This window comes from Pseudomonas sp. GW822-FHT05A08, from assembly GCF_058800485.1.
Map to the genome: position 1 here is coordinate 1,301,848 of NZ_CM179511.1, position 19,995 is coordinate 1,321,842.

Sequence of the window (19,995 nt, forward strand, 5' to 3'; positions counted from 1 at the left end):
GGGAGGCTCTATAAGTAGGCGGCGTGGGCCGCTTCAAGGCTGCCTTGGGCGCGCAGGATCAACTCGCAGAACTCGCGGGCGGCGCCTTCGCCGCCACGGGCCTGGGTGACGCCATGGGCGTGTTCACGGACAAAACTGGCGGCATTGGCGACGGCCATGCCCAGGCCGACCCGGCGGATCACTGGCAGGTCGGGCAAGTCGTCGCCCAGGTAGGCGACCTGCTCATAGCTTAGGCCCAGTTGGGCAAGAAGCCCGTCCAGCACCACCAGTTTGTCCTCGCGACCCTGAAATAGATGGGGAATCCCCAGGTTTTTCGCCCGACGCTCGACCACCGGCGTCTTGCGGCCGCTGATGATCGCCGTCTGCACGCCCGTGGCCATCAGCATCTTGATGCCCTGGCCGTCGAGGGTGTTGAAGGTCTTGAATTCGCTGCCGTCTTCGAGGAAGTACAGGCGACCGTCGGTCAGTACACCGTCGACGTCGAATACCGCCAGCTTGATGTTCTTGCCGCGTTGCAGCAGATCCGTGCTCATTACATGACTCCCGCGCGCAGCAGGTCGGACAGGTTGAAGGCGCCGATCGGGCGATCGTCCTTGTCCACCACGACCAGTGCGTTGATTCGATTGTCCTCCATGATCTTCAGGGCTTCGGCCGCGAGCATTTCGGCGCGGGCGGTCTTGCCGTGAACGGTCATGACTTCATCGATGGTGGTGTGGTGGATGTCGATGGTGCGGTCCAGGGTGCGGCGCAGGTCGCCGTCGGTGAAGACCCCCGCCAGACGCCCGTCGGCCTCGACAATGACGGTCATGCCCAGGCCCTTGCGGGTCATTTCCATCAAGGCGTCCTTGAGCAGCGTGCCACGCTGGACCTGCGGCAGTTGCTCGCCGGCATGCATGACGTTCTCGACTTTCAGCAGCAGGCGCCGGCCCAGCGCGCCGCCCGGATGGGAAAAGGCGAAGTCTTCGGCGGTAAAGCCGCGGGCTTCCAGCAGCGCCACGGCCAGGGCATCGCCCATGACCAGGGCGGCGGTGGTCGAGGAGGTCGGAGCCAGGTTCAGCGGGCAGGCCTCTTGCTCGACCTGGACGTTGAGGTTGACCTCGGCGGCCTTGGCCAGTGGCGAATCAGGGTTGCCGGTGATGCTGATCAACTGGATGCCCAGGCGCTTGATCAGCGGCAACAGGGTCACGATTTCATTGGTCGAGCCGGAGTTGGACAGGGCCAGGATCACATCGTCCCGGGTAATCATGCCCATGTCGCCATGGCTGGCTTCGGCCGGATGGACAAAAAACGCGGTGGTGCCGGTGCTGGCCAGGGTGGCGGCGATCTTGTTGCCGATGTGCCCGGACTTGCCCATGCCGACCACTACTACGCGGCCTTTGCTGGCCAGAATCATCTCGCAAGCGCGTACGAAATCTGCGTCGATATGTGGCAGCAAGCCTTGTACGGCTTCTATCTCGAGGCGGATGGTGCGTTGTGCCGATTGAATCAGGTCGCTGGATTGGCTCATGTCAGAAATCGTATAGCCTGATGAAAAGGCGGCGATTATAGCGGTAATGATCGATTCCCTCACGCAAGTTCGTCAGCCTTTGTCCTTCTATAGGCAGGAATTGTCCTGTAAAGCCTGTTTTAGGCTGTCGTGATCCTGAACGCGGATGGCTTCGGCCTTGGGGGCTCCGTATCAGCAGTGATATAGTTCGCCGCCAGTTCGGCCTGCCCTGGGTGCATGTACTCCCGGCAGGGAGCCAAGCGTCCGAGTGAGAGGCTGCATCGCAAGGAGTTTAGATGAGTGCCGATAACGCCTACGCGGTCGAGCTGAAGGGACTGTCCTTCAAGCGCGGTGCGCGCAGCATCTTCAATAATGTCGATATCCGTATTCCGCGGGGCAAGGTCACCGGCATCATGGGGCCTTCCGGTTGCGGCAAGACCACGCTCCTGCGGTTGATGGGCGCGCAATTGCGCCCCAGCAGCGGTGAAGTCTGGGTCAATGGCCAGAACCTGCCCAAATTGTCGCGCGGCGATCTGTTCGACGCCCGCAAGCAGATGGGCGTGCTGTTCCAGAGCGGCGCGCTGTTCACCGATCTCGATGTGTTCGAGAACGTCGCCTTTCCGCTGCGCGTTCATACCCAGCTGCCGGATGAAATGATCCGCGATATTGTCCTGCTCAAGTTGCAGGCGGTCGGGTTGCGCGGTGCCATCGACTTGATGCCCGACGAGCTGTCCGGTGGCATGAAACGTCGCGTGGCCCTGGCCCGGGCCATCGCCCTGGACCCGCAGATCCTAATGTACGACGAGCCGTTCGTAGGCCAGGACCCCATTGCCATGGGCGTGCTGGTGCGTCTGATCCGTCTGCTCAACGACGCGCTGGGTATTACCAGCATCGTGGTTTCCCATGACCTGGCGGAAACCGCGAGCATCGCCGACTACATCTATGTGGTGGGCGATGGCCAGGTGCTGGGGCAGGGCACGCCCGACGAGCTGATGGATTCCGATAACCCGCGGATCCGCCAGTTCATGAAAGGCGACCCCGACGGTCCGGTACCCTTTCACTTTCCAGCGCCGGACTACCGCGCAGATCTTCTGGGGAAGCGCTGATGCGCAAAGTATCTTTATTGGAGCGAATTCGTCTGTTCGGCCACTCGGGCATCGACGTTCTCGCGGTGCTCGGGCGTTCGAGCCTGATGCTGTTTCATGTGTTGTTCGGCCGCGGCAGTATCGGCGGCGGCTTCGGCTTGCTGGTCAAGCAGTTGCATTCGGTGGGCGTGATGTCCCTGGTGATCATCGTGGTCTCCGGGATATTCATCGGCATGGTACTGGCGCTGCAGGGCTTCAATATCCTGTCCAGCTACGGTTCGGAGCAAGCGGTGGGGCAGATGGTGGCCCTGACCTTGTTGCGTGAGTTGGGGCCGGTGGTCACGGCATTGCTCTTCGCCGGCCGGGCCGGTTCGGCGCTGACCGCGGAAATCGGCAACATGAAAGCCACCGAGCAGCTCTCCAGCCTGGAGATGATCGGTGTCGACCCGCTCAAATACATTATCGCGCCACGGTTGTGGGCCGGTTTCATTTCCCTGCCGTTGCTGGCGATCATTTTCAGCGTGGTGGGCATCTGGGGCGGTTCGTGGGTGGCCGTCGACTGGCTGGGAGTCTATGAAGGTTCCTACTGGTCGAACATGCAAAACAGCGTGACGTTCAGCGATGACGTGCTCAATGGCATCATCAAGAGCATCGTTTTCGCCTTTGTCGTGACCTGGATCGCCGTATTCCAAGGCTATGACTGCGAGCCCACTTCAGAGGGGATCAGTCGTGCCACTACCAAGACCGTTGTGTACGCCTCGTTGGCCGTACTCGGCCTGGACTTTATTCTGACCGCCTTGATGTTTGGAGATTTCTGATGCAAAACCGCACCCTGGAAATCGGTGTCGGCCTATTCCTGCTGGCTGGCATCCTGGCTTTGTTGTTGCTTGCCTTGCGGGTCAGTGGCTTGTCCCCGACCTCGAGCACCGATACTTATAAACTTTACGCATATTTCGACAATATCGCCGGTTTGACGGTCAGAGCTAAAGTGACCATGGCCGGTGTGACCATCGGCAAGGTCACGGCTATCGATCTGGACCGCGACAGTTTCACCGGTCGGGTCACGCTGCAGTTGGAAAAGCGTGTAGATAACCTGCCGACCGACTCCACTGCATCTATCCTGACCGCTGGGTTGCTCGGCGAGAAATACATTGGTATCAGCGTCGGCGGCGAAGACACGTTGCTCAAGGATGGCGGGACCATCCACGACACCCAGTCTTCACTGGTGCTTGAGGACCTGATCGGTAAATTCCTGCTCAATACCGTTAGCAAAGACGCCAAATGAGGATTTTTTCATGATCTCTACCTTGCGACGTAGCCTGTTGGTATTACTGGCGGCGTTGCCGTTGATGGCTCACGCCGTGGCGGCGCCTTCCGCGCATGATCTGGTACAGGACACCACCAACCGTCTGCTGGCCGACCTGGCCGCCAACAAAGAAAAGTACAAACAGGACCCGCAGGACTTTTATACGGCGCTGAACAGCATCGTGGGTCCGGTCGTGGATGCCGAAGGTATTTCCAAGAGCATCATGACGGTCAAGTACTCGCGTAAAGCCACGCCGGAACAGATGCGCACCTTTGAAGAGAACTTCAAGAAGGGCCTGTTCCAGTTCTACGGTAATGCCTTGCTGGAGTACAACAACCAGGGCATCGTCGTTGACCCTGCCAGGGACGAGTCGGGTGACCGTACCAGCGTCGGCATGACGGTCAAGGGCAGCAATGGCGCGATCTATCCCGTGTCGTACACGCTGGAGAAGATCAATGGTGAGTGGAAGCTACGCAACGTGATCATCAACGGCATCAATATCGGCAAGCTGTTCCGCGATCAGTTCGCCGATGCCATGCAGCGCAACGGCAATGACCTGGACAAGACCATCAACAACTGGGCTGGCGAAGTGGCCAAGGCCAAGGAATCGACCGAAAACTCTCCAGAGAAGGTTGTGAAATGAGTGAGTCGGCCGTCCGTCTGGGTGAAGCCGGCGAACTGCTGATCAGCGGTGTGCTGGACTATCGTTCCGGCCCGGGCCTGCGCAAGCAGGGGCAGGCCCTGATCGCCTCCAGCACCGCGGCGGTGCTGGTGCTCGACTGTTCTGCGGTGGAGAAGTCCAGCAGCGTCGGCTTGTCGTTGCTGCTGGCCTTCATGCGCGATGCCGCGGCAGCCGGCAAGGCCGTCAGCATCCGTGCGTTACCTGAAGACATGCGCGAAATCGCCGAGGTTTCCGGTTTGACCGAGCTGCTGGCACAGCCTTAGCAACCCATCGACAAGCAAGCCCCCCGTCAGAGTCCTGCTATGCGGGGTTCGCAGGCGCGGGGCTTTTTTGTATGATGTCCGACCCGCGCGCACAGGGCGCCGATTGAGGTTGAGCATGCAGGCCAACGAAGTGAAGAGCTTCCTTGAAGGAAAGCTGTCCGAGACTCTTTCATCCGTTCAGGTAGAAGTTGAGGGCGAAGGCTGCAACTTTCAGCTGAACGTGATCAGTGACGAACTGGTGGCCTTGAGTCCGGTCAAGCGTCAGCAGAGCATCTATGCCCATTTGAACCCGTGGATCGCCGATGGCAGCATCCATGCGGTCACTATGAAATTTTTCAGCAGCGCGGCTTGGGCCGAGCGCACCTGAGCCCAAGGGCGTCGAGATTCTTATGGATAAATTGATTATTACCGGCGGCGTTCGTCTTGATGGCGAAATCCGCATTTCCGGGGCAAAGAACTCTGCCCTGCCGATTCTGGCTGCAACCCTGCTGTGCGATGGCCCGGTCACGGTCGCCAACCTGCCGCACCTGCACGACATCACCACCATGATCGAGCTGTTCGGTCGCATGGGCATCGAGCCTGTGATCGACGAGAAACTCAGCGTCGAAATCGACCCACGCACCATCAAGACCCTGGTCGCGCCGTATGAGCTGGTCAAGACCATGCGTGCCTCGATCCTGGTGCTGGGCCCGATGGTTGCCCGTTTCGGCGAAGCCGAGGTCGCGCTGCCTGGCGGTTGCGCCATCGGTTCGCGTCCGGTCGACCTGCACATCCGCGGCCTGGAAGCCATGGGCGCGGTGATCGACGTCGAAGGTGGCTACATCAAGGCCAAGGCGCCTGAAGGCGGCCTGCGCGGCGCGCACTTCTTCTTCGATACCGTGAGTGTGACCGGTACCGAGAACATCATGATGGCAGCGGCCCTGGCCAAGGGGCGCAGCGTGCTGCAGAACGCCGCCCGCGAACCGGAAGTGGTCGACCTGGCAAACTTCCTCAACGCCATGGGCGCCAAGGTTTCCGGCGCCGGTACCGACACCATCACCATCGACGGTGTCGAGCGCCTGCACTCGGCGACCTACAAGGTCATGCCGGACCGTATCGAGACCGGCACCTACCTGGTCGCCGCTGCCGTGACCGGTGGCCGCGTGAAGGTCAAGGACACCGATCCGACCATCCTCGAGGCCGTCCTGGAAAAACTCAAGGAATCCGGCGCCGAAGTCACCACCGGCGAGGACTGGATCGAGCTGAACATGCACGGCAAGCGTCCGAAGGCGGTCAACGTGCGTACCGCGCCGTACCCGGCGTTCCCGACCGACATGCAGGCCCAGTTCATTTCCCTCAACGCCATTGCCGAGGGCACTGGCGCGGTGATCGAGACCATCTTCGAAAACCGCTTCATGCACGTTTACGAACTGCACCGTATGGGCGCGAAGATTCAGGTCGAAGGCAACACCGCCATCGTCACCGGTACCGAAATCCTCAAGGGCGCCCCTGTCATGGCCACCGACCTGCGGGCTTCGGCCAGCCTGGTGATCTCGGCCCTGATGGCCGAAGGCGACACCCTGATCGATCGTATCTACCACATCGACCGTGGTTACGAGTGCATCGAAGAGAAGCTGCAGATGCTCGGCGCCAAGATCCGCCGCGTACCGGGCTAGTTTGCGTGATGGGCACAGGGACGTGCCCCAAGGTTTGGTTCCAAGTCGAGCCTGTGTTCAGGCTCGATGCGTGTCTGGCGCCATTTGCGACCGGGCATGAGTATCCTGATAAGGACTTACGTTTCCCATGTTGACCATCGCACTGTCCAAGGGCCGCATCCTTGATGACACCTTGCCGCTTCTGGCTGAAGCCGGCATCGTGCCCACCGAGAATCCGGACAAGAGCCGCAAGCTGATCATCCCCACGACCCAGGCCGACGTGCGCTTGCTGATCGTGCGCGCCACCGACGTGCCGACTTATGTCGAACATGGTGCCGCCGACCTCGGCGTTGCCGGCAAAGATGTGCTGATGGAATACGGCGGCCAGGGCCTGTACGAGCCGCTGGACCTGCAGATCGCCCAGTGCAAGCTGATGACCGCCGGTGCCATCGGCGCGGTCGAGCCCAAGGGCCGCCTGCGCGTCGCCACCAAGTTCGTCAACGTTGCCAAGCGCTACTACGCCGAGCAGGGCCGCCAGGTCGACATCATCAAGCTGTACGGCTCGATGGAGCTGGCGCCGCTGATCGGCCTGGCGGACAAGATCATCGACGTGGTCGACACCGGCAACACCCTGCGGGCCAACGGCCTGGAGCCCCAGGAGCTGATTTCCATGATCAGTTCCCGTCTGGTGGTCAACAAGGCCTCCATGAAAATGCAGCACGCCCGCATCCAGGCACTGATCGACACCCTGCGCAAAGCAGTGGAGTCGCGACACCGCGGTTGATTCACTCGCGCGGCGCCAGCCGCGCCCGTCTATCCGTGTCATAGCCAATTTTCTCAGGTGCCCGCGCGAATGGACTGGTAGCTTAGGGTGCCTGAGCATTAGCCATTCAATGAGGCCCTCGCTATGACCGCTCCCACTGCAATTCGCCGACTCAACGCTGCTGACCCGGATTTCGCGCATCATCTGGATCATCTGCTGAGCTGGGAAAGTGTGTCTGACGACTCGGTCAATCAGCGGGTGCTGGACATCATCAAGGCGGTGCGCGAGCGCGGCGACGCGGCGCTGGTGGAATTCACCCAGCGTTTCGACGGCCTGCAAGTGGCATCCATGGCCGACCTGATCCTGCCGCGCGAGCGCCTGGAACTGGCCCTGACCCGGATCACCCTGGCCCAGCGCGAAGCCCTGGAGAAAGCCGCGGCGCGGGTGCGCAGCTACCACGAAAAACAGAAACAGGACTCCTGGAGCTACACCGAGGCCGACGGTACGGTGCTGGGCCAGAAGGTCACGCCGCTGGACCGCGCCGGCCTGTATGTGCCGGGTGGCAAGGCGTCTTATCCCTCCTCGGTGTTGATGAATGCCATCCCGGCCAAAGTGGCGGGCGTCACCGAAGTGGTGATGGTGGTGCCGACCCCGCGTGGCGAGGTCAATGAACTGGTGCTGGCCGCGGCCTGCATCGCCGGCGTCGACCGGGTGTTCACCATCGGTGGCGCCCAGGCCGTTGCCGCCCTGGCCTACGGTACCGAGAGCGTGCCGCAGGTGGACAAGGTGGTCGGCCCGGGCAACATCTATGTGGCCACCGCCAAGCGTCACGTGTTCGGCCAAGTGGGTATCGACATGATCGCCGGCCCTTCGGAGATCCTGGTGGTATGCGACGGCCAGACCGACCCGGACTGGATCGCCATGGACCTGTTTTCCCAGGCCGAGCACGACGAAGACGCCCAGGCGATCCTGGTCAGCCCGGACGCGGCGTTCCTCGATCAGGTCGCCGCCAGCATCGCCAAGCTGCTGCCGACCATGGAGCGCGCGCAAATCATCAATACCTCGATCAACGGCCGTGGCGCGCTGATCCAGGTGCGCGACATGCAGCAGGCCATTGACGTGGCCAACCGCATCGCTCCGGAGCACCTCGAGCTGTCCGTTGCCGATCCGCAGGCCTGGTTGCCGCAGATCCGCCACGCTGGCGCGATCTTCATGGGCCGTCACACTTCCGAGGCCCTGGGCGACTACTGCGCGGGCCCGAACCACGTGTTGCCGACTTCCGGCACGGCGCGGTTCTCCTCGCCGCTGGGGGTGTATGACTTCCAGAAACGTTCGTCGATCATTTTCTGCTCGGAGCAGGGCGCCTCCGAACTGGGCAAGACCGCCTCGGTGCTGGCCCGTGGCGAGTCGCTGAGCGCCCACGCCCGCAGTGCGGAATACCGGATCATCGCTGACCAGGAACAGGGGCAATAAGCATGAGTAAATTCTGGAGTCCGTTCGTCAAGGACTTGGTGCCCTACGTGCCGGGCGAACAGCCGAAGCTGACCAAACTGGTCAAGCTCAACACCAACGAAAACCCTTACGGCCCGTCGCCCAAGGCGCTGGCCGCGATGCAGGGCGAACTGAACGACAACCTGCGCCTGTACCCGGACCCCAACAGCGACCTGCTCAAGCAGGCGGTGGCCCGCTATTACGGGGTACAGAGCAACCAGGTGTTCCTCGGCAACGGTTCCGACGAAGTGCTGGCGCACATCTTCCACGGCTTGCTGCAGCACGACCGACCGCTGCTGTTCCCGGACATCAGCTACAGCTTCTATCCGGTGTATTGCGGCCTGTACGGCATCGACTTCGAGACGGTGCCGCTGGATGAGCAGTTCCAGATCCGCCCAGCCGATTACGCCAGGCCCAACGGCGGGATCATCTTCCCCAATCCGAACGCGCCGACCGGTTGCCTGCTGGCCTTGGAGGCCGTCGAGCAGATCCTCAAGGCCAGCCCGGATTCGGTCGTGGTAGTGGACGAGGCGTACATCGACTTCGGCGGTGAAACCGCCATCAGCCTGGTGGACCGCTATCCGAACCTGCTGGTGACCCAGACCCTGTCCAAGTCCCGTTCGCTGGCTGGCCTGCGGGTCGGCCTGGCGGTGGGGCACCCGGACCTGATCGAAGCGCTGGAGCGGATCAAGAACAGCTTCAACTCCTACCCGCTGGATCGCCTGGCGATCGTTGGCGCCGCGGCGGCGTTCGACGATCGCGAGTACTTCGCCAAGACCTGTCAGCTGGTGATCGACAGTCGCGAGCAGGTGGTGGCGCAGTTGCGCGCCAAGGGCTTTGAGGTGCTGCCGTCGACCGCCAACTTCATCTTTGCCCGTCATCCACAACACGATGCGGCGGGCCTGGCGGCCAAGCTGCGGGAGCAGGGGGTGATTGTCCGGCACTTCAAGCAGGAGCGGATTGCCCAGTTCCTGCGGATCAGTATCGGCACGCCGGAGCAGAACCAGGCCCTGATCGACGGCCTGGGCGAGCTGTAAGCCCTATCGCGAGCCAGCTCGCTCCAATAGGAGAGAGCTGGCTGGCGATGCCTTTACTCTTTTTCCTTGACCGGCGCCGGTGGCGGGCGCAGGCCGATTTCGGCGGTGAGCTTGAGCTCCTTGCCGTTGCGCATTACCTGGATGCTGACCTTGTCGCTGGGTTTGATCCGCGCCACCTGGTTCATCGAGCGACGGCCATCGCCGGCCGGTTCGCCATCGATGCTGAGAATCACGTCACCCAACTGCATGCCGGCCTTTTGCGCCGGACCGTCGCGGAATATCCCCGCCACCACAATGCCCGGGCGCCCGGACAAGCCGAACGATTCGGCCAGTTCCTGGGTCAGCGGCTGCACCTCGATACCCAGCCAGCCACGAATCACCTGGCCGTGCTCGATGATCGACTTCATCACCTCCATGGCCAGCTTGATCGGGATGGCGAAGCCAATGCCCTGGGAACCGCCGGACTTGGAGAAGATCGCCGTGTTGATCCCGGTCAGGTTGCCGTTGGCATCCACCAGCGCGCCGCCGGAGTTGCCCGGGTTGATCGCCGCGTCGGTCTGGATGAAGTCTTCGTAGTTGTTCAGGCCCAGCTGATTGCGCCCGGTGGCGCTGATGATGCCCATGGTCACGGTCTGGCCGACCCCGAACGGGTTGCCGATGGCCAGGGTCACGTCGCCGATGCGGATGCTGTCGGAGCGCCCGACGGTGATCGAAGGCAGGTTCTTCAGGTCGATCTTGAGGACCGCCAGGTCGGTTTCCGGATCGCTGCCGATCACATGGGCCAGGGTTTCACGACCATCCTTGAGCGCCACCACAATCTGTTCGGCACCGGAGGTCACGTGGTTGTTGGTCAGCAGATAACCTTCGGGGCTCATGATCACCCCGGAACCCAGGCTCGATTCCATGCGCTGCTGCTTGGGCAGGTTGTCGCCGAAGAAGCGGCGGAACTGCGGGTCCTCGAACAACGGGTGCGCTGGTTTGTTGATGACCTTGGTGGTGTACAGGTTGACCACCGCCGGCGCGGCGATCGCCACGGCATCGGCATAGGACACCGGGCCTTGTCGAAGCGCCTTGGTTTGTGGGGCTTGCTGCAGGTTGACGTCCAGGCTGGGCAGGCCGACCCATTGCGGGTAGCGCTGAATTATCAGCAACGCGATAAGCACGCCGGCCAACAGTGGCCAGCCAAAAAAACGCAGAGCCTTGAGCATTGAGCAAGTCCTGAGAGGTTGCAGGCCGCCCGGGACGGCCCATAATGTCGCGCATTATACGAGGCCGCGCGCGCCTCTGAACGGGATATTTAGGAGTCTTTTATGGCCGTTGCCCTGAGCACTCTGGTAGAGGAAGCGGACCGCTACCTGGGCAGTTCGCGAATCGCCGATTACTGCCCCAATGGCCTGCAGGTCGAAGGCCGGCCACAGGTACTGCGCATCGTCAGCGGCGTCACGGCCAGCCAGGCGTTGCTCGATGCCGCGGTGGAGGCCAATGCCGATCTGGTGCTGGTGCATCACGGCTATTTCTGGAAAGGCGAGAATCCCTGCATCACCGGCATGAAGCAGCGTCGGCTGAAAACCCTGCTCAAGCACGATATCAGCCTGCTGGCTTATCACCTGCCGCTGGACCTGCACCCGGATGTCGGCAACAACGTGCAGCTGGCGCGGCAGCTGGATATCACCGTGGAAGGTCCGCTGGACCCGGACAACCTGAAGATCGTCGGGCTGGTCGGCTCCCTTGCCGAGCCCATGACCGCGCGGGACTTCGCGCGCAAGGTCCAGGAGGTGATGGGGCGCGAGCCGCTGGTGGTCGAAGGCAGCAAGATGATCCGGCGTGTCGGCTGGTGCACCGGCGGTGGCCAGGGCTACATCGATCAGGCGGTGCTGGCCGGGGTCGATCTGTACCTGAGCGGTGAGGCCTCGGAGCAGACCTTCCACAGCGCCCGGGAAAACGACATCAGTTTCATCGCCGCCGGCCATCACGCCACCGAGCGTTACGGCGTGCAGGCGCTGGGGGATTACCTGGCCCGCCGCTTCGCCCTCGAACACTTGTTCATCGACTGCCCGAACCCTATATAAAGCCTTGTCCTGTAGCCGCTGCCGCAGGCTGCACCAACGCCCGCAGGGCCTTCAAGAGCACGCCTGCTGCGCAGTCGATCGCAGCCTGCGGCAGCGGCTACAGAGAGGCGTAAACACAGCAAACAGGCGGGTATATTCATATACCGTTTCGATCTAGCTGGCGTCCTGATTAGAAGAGGTCGCTGTGCTAGCATGCCCCGCTCGAACACGGCCCGCAGGCCGTCCATAAGAAAGCTTTCGTGAGTAGCCATGGTCGACAAACTGACGCATCTGAAACAGCTGGAGGCGGAAAGCATCCACATCATCCGCGAGGTGGCCGCCGAGTTCGACAACCCGGTGATGCTGTACTCCATCGGTAAAGACTCCGCCGTGATGCTGCACCTGGCGCGCAAGGCGTTCTTCCCGGGCAAGCTGCCGTTTCCGGTGATGCACGTCGACACCCAGTGGAAATTCCAGGAGATGTACAAGTTCCGCGATCGCATGGTCGAAGAGCTGGGCCTGGAACTGATCACCCACGTCAACCCGGAAGGCGTTGCGCAGGGCATCAACCCCTTCACCCACGGCAGTGCCAAGCACACCGACATCATGAAAACCGAGGGCCTCAAGCAGGCGCTGGACAAGTACGGTTTCGATGCGGCGTTCGGCGGTGCCCGGCGTGACGAAGAGAAATCCCGCGCCAAGGAGCGCGTGTACTCGTTCCGCGACAGCAAGCATCGCTGGGACCCGAAGAACCAGCGCCCCGAGCTGTGGAACGTCTACAACGGCAAGGTCAACAAGGGCGAGTCGATCCGCGTCTTCCCGCTGTCGAACTGGACCGAGCTGGACATCTGGCAATACATCTATCTGGAAGGCATCCCGATCGTGCCGCTGTACTTCGCCGCCGAGCGCGAAGTGATCGAGAAGAACGGCACCCTGATCATGATCGACGACGAGCGCATCCTTGAGCACCTCTCCGACGAGGAGAAGGCCCGCATCGTCAAGAAGAAGGTGCGTTTCCGTACCCTTGGCTGCTACCCGTTGACGGGCGCGGTGGAGTCCGAGGCCGAAAGCCTGACGGACATCATTCAGGAAATGCTCCTGACGCGAACTTCCGAGCGCCAGGGCCGGGTCATCGATCACGATGGCGCCGGTTCCATGGAAGACAAGAAACGTCAGGGGTACTTTTAAGCTTCGAGTTACAAGCGGCAAGCTGCAAGTTAAAGGCGGTATGCGTAATTTTGCAGTTTGGTGCTTGCAGCCGGTTGTTGCGAGCCGCTATCGAGTGACTCGCAATGGACTTCGAGAAACTGGTTGTTTGGCAGAGAAGCAGATGTTTAGCAGTGGGGATTTATAGAGAGCTTGCAGGATGCGGAGACTTTGGTTTCAAGGATCAAATTACCCGGTCTGCACTTTCGGTGCCTTCCAATATCGCAGAAGGCATGGAACGTCACAGCATTAAAGAAAAAGTTCGCTTTCTTTGGATCGCGAAGGCTTCTTGCGGGGAGCTACGTACCCAGATCCTCATTGGTCGTGACATTGCTTACATAGCCGACCCACTGGCTGAAAACTGGATTACAGAAACTCGCGAGCTCTCAAAAATGCTCTGCGGCCTGATCAACAAAATTTCTGACTAGCTGTACGCCGACAAGCTTGCCGCTTGAAGCTTACAGCTTGGAGCTTGAATGCAATGAGCCATCAATCCGAATTGATCAGCGAGGACATCCTCGCCTACCTGGCCCAGCACGAACGCAAAGAACTGCTGCGCTTCTTGACCTGCGGTAACGTCGACGACGGCAAGAGCACCCTGATCGGGCGCCTGCTGCACGATTCGAAGATGATCTACGAAGACCATCTGGAAGCCATTACCCGCGACTCGAAAAAAGTCGGTACCACCGGCGACGACATCGACCTGGCATTGCTGGTCGACGGCCTGCAGGCCGAGCGGGAGCAGGGCATCACCATCGATGTCGCCTACCGCTACTTCTCCACCGCCAAGCGCAAATTCATCATCGCCGACACCCCCGGCCATGAGCAGTACACCCGCAACATGGCCACCGGTGCTTCCACCTGTGACCTGGCGATCATCCTGGTGGATGCCCGCTACGGTGTGCAGACCCAGACCCGTCGCCACAGCTTCATCGCCTCCCTGCTGGGCATCAAGCACATAGTCGTGGCCATCAACAAGATGGACCTCAAGGACTTCGACCAGGGTGTGTTCGAATCGATCAAGGCCGACTACCTGAAGTTCGCCGAAGGCCTGAAGATGAAGCCCACCAGCCTGCACTTCGTGCCGATGTCGGCCCTCAAGGGCGACAACGTGGTGAACAAGTCCGAGCGCTCGCCGTGGTACACCGGCCAGTCGCTGATGGAAATCCTCGAGACCGTGGAAGTGGCGGGTGACCGCAACTTCAGCGACCTGCGCTTCCCGGTGCAGTACGTGAACCGTCCGAACCTGAACTTCCGTGGTTTCGCCGGAACCCTGGCCAGCGGCATCGTGCACAAGGGCGACGAAGTCGTGGTGCTGCCGTCGGGCAAGAGCAGCCGGGTGAAATCCATCGTCACCTTCGAAGGCGAGCTGGAGCATGCCGGCCCGGGCCAGGCCGTGACCCTGACCATGGAAGACGAGATCGACATCTCCCGTGGCGACCTGCTGGTGCATGCCGACAACGTACCGCCGGTGACCGACAGCTTCGAAGCCATGCTGGTCTGGATGGCCGAAGAGCCGATGCTGCCGGGCAAGAAATACGACATCAAGCGCGCTACCAGCTACGTGCCGGGCTCCATTGCCAGCATCGTCAACAGGGTCGACGTGAACACCCTTGAAGAAGGTCCGGCCAGCGCCCTGCAACTGAACGAGATCGGCAAGGTCAAGATCGCCCTCGACGCGCCGATTGCCCTCGACGGTTACGACAGCAACCGCACCACCGGTGCGTTCATCGTCATCGACCGCTTGACCAACGGCACTGTCGGCGCCGGCATGATCGTCGCCCAGCCTGTGGTGCATGGCAGCAGCACGCATCATGGCAAGCTGGCCCATGTCGCCACCGAGGAGCGTGCCCAGCGCTTCGGCCAGCAACCGGCCACCGTGCTGTTCAGCGGCCTGTCCGGCGCCGGCAAGAGCACCCTGGCCTACGCGGTCGAGCGCAAGCTGTTCGACCTGGGCCGCGCGGTATTCGTCCTCGACGGCCAGAACCTGCGTCACGACCTGAACAAGGGCCTGCCCCAGGATCGCGCCGGGCGTACCGAGAACTGGCGGCGTGCCGCGCACGTGGCGCGCCAGTTCAACGAAGCCGGCCTGCTGACCCTGGCGGCGTTCGTTGCGCCGAGTGCGGAAGGTCGTGAACAGGCCAGGGACCTGATCGGCAAGGAACGTCTGTTGACGGTCTACGTCCAGGCCTCGCCGGCGGCTTGCGCCGAGCGTGATCCGCAGGGCTTGTACGCCGCAGGCGGGGATAACATCCCGGGCGAGTCCTTCCCGTACGACGTGCCGCTGGATGCCGATCTGGTGATCGATACCCAGTCCGTGTCGCTGGAAGAGGGCGTCAAGCAAGTGCTGGAACTGCTGCGCAAGCGTGGCGCGATCTAAGCTTTAGCGGCCAATGAAAAGCCCGCCGTCGAGTGATCGACGGCGGGCTTTTTTGTGGCCTTGAAAAGCTATCGCGAGCGTTCCGTTATTTGCCCGGATATTCCCGATGCATCTGTTCCAGCAGCGCATCCTTGTTCTGCCACAGCTGGTTGATCCAGCCCTGGAACTCCAGGCGGTACACGCCATCCTGGTCGTAGTTCTTGCCGATGAACTGCGGCGGGATCGGCAGCTCCTCGAAATGCACCACCACCTCGTTGACCTTGCCGCACAGCAGGTCCCAATAACCCGGCTGGCCCGCCGGATAATGAATGGTGACGTTGACGATGGATTCCAGCTGCTCGCCCATGGCGTCCAGCACGAAGGCGATGCCGCCGGCCTTGGGCTTGAGCAGGTAGCGGAACGGTGAGGCCTGCTGCGCGTGCTTGGCCTGGGTGAAGCGTGTGCCTTCGACGAAGTTGAAGATGCCCACCGGGTTGTCGCGGAATTTCGCGCAGGTCTTGCGAGTGGTCTCCAGGTCCTTGCCCTTTTTCTCCGGGTGTTTTTCCAGGTAGGCCTTGGAGTAGCGCTTCATGAACGGGAAGCCCAGGGCCCACCAGGCCAGGCCGATCACCGGCACCCAGATCAGCTCCTGCTTGAGGAAGAACTTCAGCGGGCGGATACGCCGGTTGAGCACGTACTGCAGGACCATGATGTCGACCCAGCTCTGGTGGTTGCTGGTGATCAGGTACGAGTGCCGGTAGTCCAGGCTGTCGAGCCCGCTGAGGTGCCAGCGGGTGTGCCCGAGCAGGCTCATCCAGGCCTTGTTGTTGCTGATCCAGGCTTCATGGATGTGGCTCATCAGCCAGTCGGTGAAGCGCTGGGCCGCCGGGAAGGGCAGCAGCAACTTGAAGATCGCCACCACGAACAGCGGGGTGCAGCAGACGATGGTGTTGAGCGCCAACAACAGCGAGGCGATCACGCCTCGCAGCGGTGCAGGTAGAAAATCCAATTTACACATCCAGGGGTCGGTTGGCGGCTTGAATCGCGGTCAGGGCGATGGTGTAGACGATGTCGTCGACCTGGGCGCCGCGCGGCAGGTCGTTCACCGGCTTGCGCAGGCCTTGCAGCATCGGCCCGAGGCTGACGCAGTCGGCGCTGCGCTGCACGGCCTTGTGGGTGGTGTTGCCGGTGTTCAGGTCGGGAAACACGAACACCGTGGCCTTGCCCGCGACCAGGCTGTTGGGCGCCAGTTGCTGGGCCACGGCCTCGTTGGCCGCGGCATCGTATTGCAACGGACCGTCGATCAGCAGCGAGCTCTGGGCTTCATGGGCCAGCAAGGTGGCTTCGCGGACCTTCTCCACTTCTTCGCCACTGGCCGATTCGCCGCTGGAATAGCTGATCATCGCCACCCGCGGGGTGATGCCGAACGCGGCCGCCGAGTCGGCGCTTTGCAGGGCGATCTCGGCCAGCTCGCTGGCGCTCGGGTGCGGGTTCATCACGCAGTCGCCGTAGACCAGCACCTGCTCGGGAAACAGCATGAAAAACACCGATGACACCAGGGTGCAGCCCGGCGCGGTCTTGATCAGTTGCAAGGCCGGACGGATGGTATTGGCGGTGGAGTGGATCAGGCCGGACACCAGGCCATCGACTTCGTCCAGGGCCAGCATCATGGTGCCGATCACCACCGGGTCTTCCAGCTGCTGTTCGGCCATCGGCGCGTTGAGGCTCTTGCTCTTGCGCAGCGCCACCATCGGCTCGACGTAGCGTTCGCGGATCTGGTCCGGGTCGATGACTTCCAGGCCAGGCGGCAGCTCGATGCCCTGGGCCCGGGCGACGGCCTCGACATCCGCCGGCTTGGCCAGCAGCACGCAACGGGCGATGCCGCGCGCCTGGCAGATCGCCGCGGCTTGCACGGTCAACGGCTCGCTGCCTTCGGGCAGGACGATGCGCTTGTTGGCTTCCTGGGCGCGCTGGATCAACTGGTAGCGGAACACCGCTGGCGACAGGCGCATTTCCCGCGGCGTGCCGCAGCGCTGGTGCAGCCACTTGGCGTCCAGGTGGCTGGCGACGAAGTCGGTGATGATCTCCGCGCGCTCGCGGTCGTCGATGGGGATTTCCTTGTTCAGGCCGTTCAACTGGTTGGCGGTGTCGTAGGAGCCGGTACTCACCGACAGCACTGGCAGGCCGGCATTCAAGGCGCCGCGGCACAGCTCCATGATCCGTGGGTCGGGCAGGGTGTCGCTGGTCAGCAGCAACCCGGCCAGGGGCACGCCGTTGATCGCGGCCAGGCTCACGGCGAGGATGATGTCGTCGCGATCGCCGGGCGTCACCACCAATACGCCGGGTTTGAGCAGCTCCACGGTGTTACGCATGGTGCGCGCGCAGATGATGATCTTGGTCATGCGCCGGCTTTCGTAGTCGCCGGCGTTGAGCACCTGGGCGCCCATCAAGTCGGCGACGTCGCGGGTGCGCGGCGCGTTCAGTTCCGGCTGGAAGGGGATGCAGCCGAGCAGGCGGAAGTCGCCGCTGCGCAGCAGGGGCGAGTGCTCTTTCAGGCGGGCGGAAAAGGCCTCCATGCTTTCGTCGGTCCGCACCTTGTTGAGGATCACCCCCAGCACTTTCGGATCGCGCGGGCCGCCGAACAGCTGCGCCTGCAACTCCACGCGACCGGACAGCTCGGTGAGCACTTCGTTTTCCGGGGCTGATACCAGGATCACCTCGGCATCCAGGCTTTTCGCCAGGTGCAGGTTGACCCGTGCGGCATAGCTGGCGCTGCGGGTCGGCACCATGCCTTCGACCACCAGCACGTCCTTGCCGACGGCCGACTGCTGGTACAGGGTGATGATTTCTTCCAGCAGTTCGTCCAGCTGGCCGTCGCCGAGCATCCGTTCGACATGGGCCAGGCCCAGCGGCTGCGGCGGTTTCAGGCCATGGGTGCGGGCTACCAGCTCGGTCGAGCGTTCAGGGCCGGTATCGCCTGGGTGAGGCTGGGCAATGGGTTTGAAGAAGCCGACCTTGAGGCCGGCCCGTTCCAGGGTACGCACCAGCCCGAGGCTGATGGAGGTCAGACCCACACCAAAATCGGTGGGCGCGATAAAAAAAGTTTGCATGCGGATTCTCGACGGGTGCATGGCAACGGTGAGTCGCTTATGTTTACTGCTCTACCGGAAATTCAGGCGCCAAGGTTAGCGCTAACCGAGCCTTGTGCGCACCAACCGCAGGCAAAGGGCTGGCCTATTTTTTCCGCACGCTTGAGCGGATCCAGGATCCAGGCCCGGGATTGCCAGGGCGGCTGGTGGCGCAGGTGCTGGGTATGGCCACAGGACAGCTCGACGACCCAGTGGCCGTCTTCATCCTGATGAAAGCCGACGATCGTCGAGCCTGGCGTCAGGTTCCGTTTGTCCGGGTTCCGTTCGCTTTCGGGCGATTGCTTCGCTAAACTTGGACGTTCTTCATTCTTATGCAAAAGGTCTCGCCCCATGCTGATCGCCGCCAACAAGGCTGTCTCCATCGACTATACCCTCACCAACGACGCTGGTGAGGTCATCGACAGCTCCGCCGGCGGCGCACCGCTGGTCTACCTGCATGGCGCAGGAAACATCATTCCAGGCCTGGAAAAGGCCCTGGAAGGCAAGAACGTCGGCGACGAGCTGAGCGTTGCCGTTGAGCCGGAAGATGCCTACGGCGAATACGCCGCCGAGCTGGTCAGCACCCTGAGCCGCAGCATGTTCGAAGGTGTCGACGAACTGGAAGTGGGCATGCAGTTCCACGCTTCCGCTCCGGACGGCCAGATGCAGATCGTCACCATCCGCGACCTGGACGGCGACGACGTGACTGTCGACGGCAACCACCCGCTGGCCGGCCAGCGCCTGAACTTCAAGGTCAAGGTTGTCGACATCCGTGACGCCAGCCAGGAAGAAATCGCCCATGGCCACGTCCATGGCGAAGGTGGCCATCACCACTGATTTCTGCGCTAAGCTCAAGTCTGACTGGAGAGGCGCCCGAGGGCGCCTTTTTAGTCGGCGGCTTTTATCGCCGGGCAACAGGCGGTACTGTCGAGTGGCTGTTTTCTGCAAGAACACGGGAATTTGGAGTTCGTCATGAGTGCTTTTCACGACCTTAAATTGAAAGCCCTGGATGGTCAGGAGCTACCGCTCGCGCCTTTCAAGGGGCACGTCGTGCTGGTGGTCAACGTCGCCTCCAAGTGTGGTCTGACACCACAATACGCGGCGCTGGAGAACCTCTACCAGCAATACAAAGGCCAGGGGTTCAGCGTGCTGGGCCTGCCGTGTAATCAGTTCGCCGGGCAGGAGCCAGGCTCCGAGCAGGAGATCCAGGAATTCTGCAGCCTCAACTACGGGGTGACCTTTCCGTTGAGCAGCAAGCTGGACGTCAACGGTCCGGAGCGCCATCAGTTGTACCGTCTGCTGGCGGGCGAAGGGGCGGAATTCCCGGGCGACATCACCTGGAATTTCGAGAAATTCCTGCTGGGCAAGGACGGCCGCGTCCTGGCGCGTTTCTCCCCACGCACCGCGCCCGACGATTCGACGGTCATCCAGGCCATCGAAAAAGCCTTGAGCTGAATCTGCACGCCGGGCCCCGCTGCCCGGCCGGTTTTACCGCGCGTTCGCGCAC

At 62.0% G+C, this 19,995-nt stretch carries 22 protein-coding genes; 16 read left to right on the plus strand and 6 right to left on the minus strand.

The window, feature by feature from the left end; translation table 11 throughout:
* Positions 1–8 precede the first annotated feature (8 nt).
* Both AC3RCP_RS05795 and AC3RCP_RS05800 read right to left on the minus strand, forming a co-directional pair.
* Entirely contained in the window at positions 9–533 is a 525-nt protein-coding gene (locus AC3RCP_RS05795; RefSeq protein ID WP_007929867.1) for a KdsC family phosphatase, read from the minus strand.
* Positions 533–1,507, minus strand: coding sequence for a KpsF/GutQ family sugar-phosphate isomerase (locus AC3RCP_RS05800; protein ID WP_007929866.1), 975 nt, complete (start codon positions 1,505–1,507; stop codon positions 533–535). Before AC3RCP_RS05800 ends, AC3RCP_RS05795 begins: the two co-directional genes overlap by 1 nt.
* Before the next feature lie 275 nt (positions 1,508–1,782).
* On the opposite strand from AC3RCP_RS05800, the gene AC3RCP_RS05805 reads away from it, so the two are divergent.
* The 10 genes from AC3RCP_RS05805 (at position 1,783) to hisC (ending at position 9,747) form a co-directional block, all read left to right on the plus strand.
* On the plus strand, positions 1,783–2,592 hold the full coding sequence (locus tag AC3RCP_RS05805) for an ATP-binding cassette domain-containing protein (protein ID WP_009042197.1): 810 nt from the start codon (positions 1,783–1,785) through the stop codon (positions 2,590–2,592).
* Complete coding sequence (gene mlaE / locus AC3RCP_RS05810; RefSeq protein ID WP_007929864.1) at positions 2,592–3,389, plus strand: lipid asymmetry maintenance ABC transporter permease subunit MlaE; 798 nt, start codon at positions 2,592–2,594, stop codon at positions 3,387–3,389. Before AC3RCP_RS05805 ends, mlaE begins: the two co-directional genes overlap by 1 nt.
* Complete coding sequence (gene mlaD / locus AC3RCP_RS05815) at positions 3,389–3,856, plus strand: outer membrane lipid asymmetry maintenance protein MlaD (protein ID WP_007929863.1); 468 nt, start codon at positions 3,389–3,391, stop codon at positions 3,854–3,856. The genes mlaE and mlaD overlap by 1 nt, the downstream gene beginning before the upstream one ends.
* A 10-nt stretch (positions 3,857–3,866) precedes the next feature.
* Positions 3,867–4,520 carry an MlaC/ttg2D family ABC transporter substrate-binding protein gene (locus AC3RCP_RS05820; RefSeq protein ID WP_007929862.1) on the plus strand — a complete coding sequence of 218 codons (654 nt, stop codon included), beginning with the start codon at positions 3,867–3,869 and terminating at the stop codon, positions 4,518–4,520.
* Complete coding sequence (locus AC3RCP_RS05825; protein WP_101336851.1) at positions 4,517–4,822, plus strand: STAS domain-containing protein; 306 nt, start codon at positions 4,517–4,519, stop codon at positions 4,820–4,822. The genes AC3RCP_RS05820 and AC3RCP_RS05825 overlap by 4 nt, the downstream gene beginning before the upstream one ends.
* A 115-nt stretch (positions 4,823–4,937) precedes the next feature.
* Positions 4,938–5,189, plus strand: a complete 252-nt coding sequence (locus AC3RCP_RS05830) for a BolA family protein (RefSeq protein WP_007929860.1) — start codon at positions 4,938–4,940, stop codon at positions 5,187–5,189.
* 22 nt (positions 5,190–5,211) lie between these two features.
* Positions 5,212–6,477, plus strand: a complete 1,266-nt coding sequence (murA, locus tag AC3RCP_RS05835; protein ID WP_007929859.1) for a UDP-N-acetylglucosamine 1-carboxyvinyltransferase — start codon at positions 5,212–5,214, stop codon at positions 6,475–6,477.
* Positions 6,478–6,604: 127 nt separating this feature from the next.
* Positions 6,605–7,240, plus strand: coding sequence for an ATP phosphoribosyltransferase (hisG, locus tag AC3RCP_RS05840; protein ID WP_007929858.1), 636 nt, complete (start codon positions 6,605–6,607; stop codon positions 7,238–7,240).
* A 123-nt stretch (positions 7,241–7,363) separates the two neighbouring features.
* The gene (gene hisD, locus AC3RCP_RS05845; protein ID WP_007929857.1) at positions 7,364–8,692 is read left to right on the plus strand and encodes a histidinol dehydrogenase; all 1,329 of its coding nucleotides are present in this window, start codon (positions 7,364–7,366) and stop codon (positions 8,690–8,692) included.
* A 2-nt stretch (positions 8,693–8,694) separates the two neighbouring features.
* A complete protein-coding gene (gene hisC / locus AC3RCP_RS05850) occupies positions 8,695–9,747 on the plus strand; it encodes a histidinol-phosphate transaminase (RefSeq protein WP_101336852.1) in 1,053 nt (350 codons plus the stop codon).
* 53 nt (positions 9,748–9,800) lie between these two features.
* Here hisC and algW read toward each other — a convergent pair whose 3' ends face one another.
* Positions 9,801–10,955, minus strand: coding sequence for a Do family serine endopeptidase AlgW (algW, locus tag AC3RCP_RS05855; protein WP_025806436.1), 1,155 nt, complete (start codon positions 10,953–10,955; stop codon positions 9,801–9,803).
* A gap of 102 nt (positions 10,956–11,057) precedes the next feature.
* On the opposite strand from algW, the gene AC3RCP_RS05860 reads away from it, so the two are divergent.
* From AC3RCP_RS05860 to cysN, 4 genes are all read left to right on the plus strand, one after another.
* Positions 11,058–11,816 (plus strand): Nif3-like dinuclear metal center hexameric protein, encoded by a 759-nt coding sequence (locus tag AC3RCP_RS05860; RefSeq protein WP_009047010.1) that lies wholly within the window; start codon positions 11,058–11,060, stop codon positions 11,814–11,816.
* A 249-nt stretch (positions 11,817–12,065) separates the two neighbouring features.
* Positions 12,066–12,983 carry a sulfate adenylyltransferase subunit CysD gene (cysD, locus tag AC3RCP_RS05865; RefSeq protein ID WP_007929849.1) on the plus strand — a complete coding sequence of 306 codons (918 nt, stop codon included), beginning with the start codon at positions 12,066–12,068 and terminating at the stop codon, positions 12,981–12,983.
* 104 nt (positions 12,984–13,087) lie between these two features.
* Positions 13,088–13,429, plus strand: coding sequence for a four helix bundle protein (locus AC3RCP_RS05870; protein ID WP_087091261.1), 342 nt, complete (start codon positions 13,088–13,090; stop codon positions 13,427–13,429).
* Positions 13,430–13,482: 53 nt separating this feature from the next.
* Positions 13,483–15,381, plus strand: a complete 1,899-nt coding sequence (cysN, locus tag AC3RCP_RS05875; protein WP_053259659.1) for a sulfate adenylyltransferase subunit CysN — start codon at positions 13,483–13,485, stop codon at positions 15,379–15,381.
* A gap of 85 nt (positions 15,382–15,466) precedes the next feature.
* On the opposite strand, the gene yihG is transcribed toward cysN, so the two are convergent.
* From yihG to AC3RCP_RS05890, 3 genes are all read right to left on the minus strand, one after another.
* Entirely contained in the window at positions 15,467–16,378 is a 912-nt protein-coding gene (gene yihG / locus AC3RCP_RS05880; protein WP_007929847.1) for a 1-acylglycerol-3-phosphate O-acyltransferase, YihG family, read from the minus strand.
* Entirely contained in the window at positions 16,371–18,470 is a 2,100-nt protein-coding gene (gene pta / locus AC3RCP_RS05885; RefSeq protein ID WP_492569259.1) for a phosphate acetyltransferase, read from the minus strand. Before pta ends, yihG begins: the two co-directional genes overlap by 8 nt.
* Positions 18,471–18,532: 62 nt before the next feature.
* Positions 18,533–18,871: a DUF3565 domain-containing protein gene (locus AC3RCP_RS05890; protein ID WP_081002212.1), complete on the minus strand. Its 339-nt coding sequence runs from the start codon at positions 18,869–18,871 to the stop codon at positions 18,533–18,535.
* On the opposite strand from AC3RCP_RS05890, the gene AC3RCP_RS05895 reads away from it, so the two are divergent.
* Positions 18,840–19,325, plus strand: coding sequence for an FKBP-type peptidyl-prolyl cis-trans isomerase (locus AC3RCP_RS05895; protein WP_007929845.1), 486 nt, complete (start codon positions 18,840–18,842; stop codon positions 19,323–19,325). The two genes, AC3RCP_RS05890 and AC3RCP_RS05895, sit on opposite strands and share 32 nt — an antisense overlap.
* Before the next feature lie 135 nt (positions 19,326–19,460).
* Complete coding sequence (locus AC3RCP_RS05900) at positions 19,461–19,943, plus strand: glutathione peroxidase (protein WP_009042206.1); 483 nt, start codon at positions 19,461–19,463, stop codon at positions 19,941–19,943.
* The last annotated feature ends 52 nt before the right edge of the window (positions 19,944–19,995 follow it).